Here is a 3,439-nt window from a genome sequence, read left to right on the forward strand (position 1 = left end):
GTTGTGCCCACACGTTCTTTTCGGCCATTTGTCTCGCTGCCATTGTCATCTTTTATATTTAATGAGTCCTGAACCTAACCCCACACCCGGCGGTTTTCCGTTCGCATAAAAACCGCTCTTCGTCCTCCCCAATGGATGGGCAGGACACACGCTTCAGGGATTCACGTCCCCCCATTTCCGCGCCTCCCATGCCTGAAATGCTTCCAGTTGTTCTTCATGGCATGACTGCCGGCGCAATCTTTCAAACCGTTGACCTGCAAAAGGGATGAGGTTCGAAACAGGGAAGCCACGTTCTGCTGATCCGGCTTCTCTTCCCCGCAAGACCTCCTCTCCCATCGGGAGGAGACATTATGTTCAGACATTTCAGCAAGCAGGAAGCCCGCAATCTGGTCTTTCTCGCCATTCCCGTCTTTCTCGGCCAGATCGCGCAAATTGCCATGTCCTTTGTGGACACCGTAGTGGCCGGACGCGCCAGTACCGTCGACATGGCCGCCGTGGCCGTGGCCACATCGTTCTGGATTCCCGGCACCATGTTCGGACAGGGACTGCTCATGGCCATAACGCCGCTCGTGGCTCAGGCCACGGGCTCCGGCAACCGCCCCCAGAGCAGACATTTTCTGCGTCAGGGGCTGTGGCTTGCCGTCGCCATTTCCCTGCTGCTCATGGCAATTTTCCTTGTCATCAGCCGGACCATTCCCCATTGGGGCACCATGGACCCACTGCTCGCCCAGAAAACCTCGGAGTATCTTTTTGCCGTGCTCTGGGGCGTACCTGCGCTCATGTTCTTCGTCGTGCAGCGCTGTTTTCTGGAAGGACACGGCAGAACACGGCCTGCCATGGTGTCCGGCTTCATCGGCCTGGCGCTCAACGTGCCGCTCAACATCATCTTCGTGTTCGGCAAATTCGGCCTGCCCGCCATGGGCGCCGCCGGCTGCGGCGTGGCCACGGCCATTCTCTTCTGGTTCATGGCCGCATCCATGCTCTTCTTCGTCCGTCATACGGACAAGGCCGCCCTTGCGGCGGAAAAACCCCTGACTTCCATTCTCAGACGGCTGGTTCGCATCGGTCTGCCGAGCGCCTTTGCCATGCTCAATGAAACCGCAGCCTTTGCCCTCATAGCGCTCATCGTTTCCCCGCTCGGTGTTACCACCGTATCGGGCCATCAAATTGCCATCAACGTGAGCGCGTTTGTATGGATGTGCCCCTTTTCCATAGGCGCGGCCTCCACCATACGCGTAGGAACGCTGCTCGGCGCCGGCAACATGGCAGGCGCAAAAAAAGCCAGGCTCACGGCCCTCACCATCACTCTGGGCATGGCCTGCGTTCTGGCCGTGCTCATCTATCTCGTGCGCTATCCCGTGGCGGCGCTCTACACCCAGGATCAGGCCGTCATTCAAATGGCAAGTCTTCTGCTCATCTGCGAGGTCTTCTATCAGTTCCCCGACGGCGTGCAGACCAATACGCTCTGCTCTCTGCGAGGCTGGAACGACACAAGGGCCATTTTCTGCATATCCTTCGTCGCCTACTGGGTGGTAAGCCTGCCTGTGGGCTGGATTCTGTGCATGACAGACCTGTTAACGCCAGCCCCCCTCGGCGTGCTGGGCTTCTGGATAGCCCTCATTTTCGGTCTCAGCGTGGCCGCCCTGCTCTATCTTGTGCGCATTCACAAACTGGAACAGCTCTCCGTTGAAGACATGAAGAAAAAAATCGGTCGCTGAAATCCGCGGATTCTTCTGCTGAAAAGCGCCGGAACATGCCCGAAAGGACGTTTCCGGCGCTTTTCAGCATTATACTTTACGGCATTCTCCCAGTCGGGACAAACGCCGGAGGGGGCTTTTTCGCCCCCCCCTTAAAACTGGCGGGAGAGAGCCCGGCAGGACCCTCTCCGTACAGGGGAATGGGGAGAAAATTTTCCCCTCAGAATGCGGGAAGCAAATCCCGCATCCGCCATCAGTAAGTGGCAAACATGCGCTGAATCTCCGCCTTGTCCCTGGTGACCGTCAGGGCCAGCATGAGCAGCACACGCGCCTTCTGAGGATTCAGGTTGTCCGCAGTGAGGAAACCGGGCTCAGCATCCTTGCTGCTCGGCGTCACCATGCCGGAACCGGTGCGGGAGCTGCGCACGACGATGAGTCCATTCTTGGAGGCTTCGGTCAAAACGGCGCGGGAAACATTGGAAAGGCTTCCACATCCGGAACCGGCTTCAATAAGCCCCTCTGCGCCGGAAGAAACGGATGCCTTGTGCATGTCCACGTCGCCGCCAAGCGTCTGGTAGGCAATGTCCACGCGAGGCAGCGTCGTCAGCTTGGAAACATCGAATTCCGTATCCTTGGTATGCTTACGCACGGGAGTGCGATAAAACACCGGCTTGTAATCAATTACATAGCCGAGCATTCCGAAGTCGGGAGTCTTGAAGGTCTCCACGGAAAGCGTGTTGGTCTTCGTCACTTCACGAGCGGCGTTTATCTGACCGTTCATGACGACAAGTACGCCCTTGCCGCAGGATTCACGGGCCCCGGCCACGCCAACGGCATTGAGCAGATTCAGAGGACCGTCGGCGCTGATGGCCGTAGCGGGACGCATGGCTCCCACAATCACCACGGGCTTGTCGCTTTTGACGACCAGATTAAGAAAGTAGGCTGTTTCCTCCAGCGTATCCGTGCCGTGCGTGACCACTATGCCGTCGCAGGCATCGGAAGCAAGAAGCTCATTTGCCCTCTTGGCAAGCTTCAGCCAGTCCTCAAAGGTAAGATTGCCGCTTCCGGTATTGGCGATCTGCTCGGCAGACACCTTGGCAATGGAAGAAATGGAGGGAACGGCGTCAATGAGCTGCTGGGCCGTAAGCTCGCCCGCCTTGTAGTCCGTAAGCTGGGTACTCGAAGGCGCGGCTCCTGCAATGGTGCCTCCGGTAGCCAGAATGGTGACTTTGGGAAGTTCCGCAGCGAAGGCGGCTCCCGTCATCAGCATGACCAGAGAAAAACTGTACAGCAACGACTTGATCTTCATACATGCGTCTCCTTTGCTTTTACTGCTGTCATTCATGAAGCAAAAGCCGTGCCAAAACCTGTCTTTATTTATTTCAATGAATTATGGAACGCCCGTCCAGACAGATAAAACATAATTGTTTCAAGCAAAAAAACTCTGAGACAAATTCAACGAGGATTCACCCATCTTCCCCGGCGTGAACGCTGCCGGAACAATGGGGTTCCGGCAGCCCTCGTGCAGAAGGAGACGGCAAAGCAAGACCTCATGCCCCGCCCGTACGGAAAAAAATCGCCCGCCCCTCTGCCGGAACACACTCTCGGGGCTGCCTCTGTTTCAGCAGAAAATATCCCCCTCTGCCCTGCACGTGTTCCGTACTTAATGGGGCCCCACCGGCATAGCCGGTGGTTCCTCTTATGCGCCTATAAGGCTTTCTTACCAGCCGCGCCCTAGCAGG

At 57.1% G+C, this 3,439-nt stretch carries 2 protein-coding genes; one reads left to right on the forward strand and one right to left on the reverse strand.

Annotated features, from left to right (window positions below):
- Positions 1 to 350 precede the first annotated feature (350 nt).
- On the forward strand, positions 351 to 1,718 hold the full coding sequence (locus Q0J81_RS10865) for an MATE family efflux transporter (protein WP_294447852.1): 1,368 nt from the start codon (positions 351 to 353) through the stop codon (positions 1,716 to 1,718).
- A gap of 232 nt (positions 1,719 to 1,950) precedes the next feature.
- Here Q0J81_RS10865 and Q0J81_RS10870 read toward each other — a convergent pair whose 3' ends face one another.
- Positions 1,951 to 3,006 carry a type II asparaginase gene (locus tag Q0J81_RS10870; protein ID WP_294447854.1) on the reverse strand — a complete coding sequence of 352 codons (1,056 nt, stop codon included), beginning with the start codon at positions 3,004 to 3,006 and terminating at the stop codon, positions 1,951 to 1,953.
- Between the last annotated feature and the right edge of the window lie 433 nt (positions 3,007 to 3,439).

Source organism: uncultured Mailhella sp., from assembly GCF_944324575.1.
In the GTDB taxonomy this organism is placed as follows: Bacteria; Desulfobacterota; Desulfovibrionia; order Desulfovibrionales; family Desulfovibrionaceae; genus Mailhella.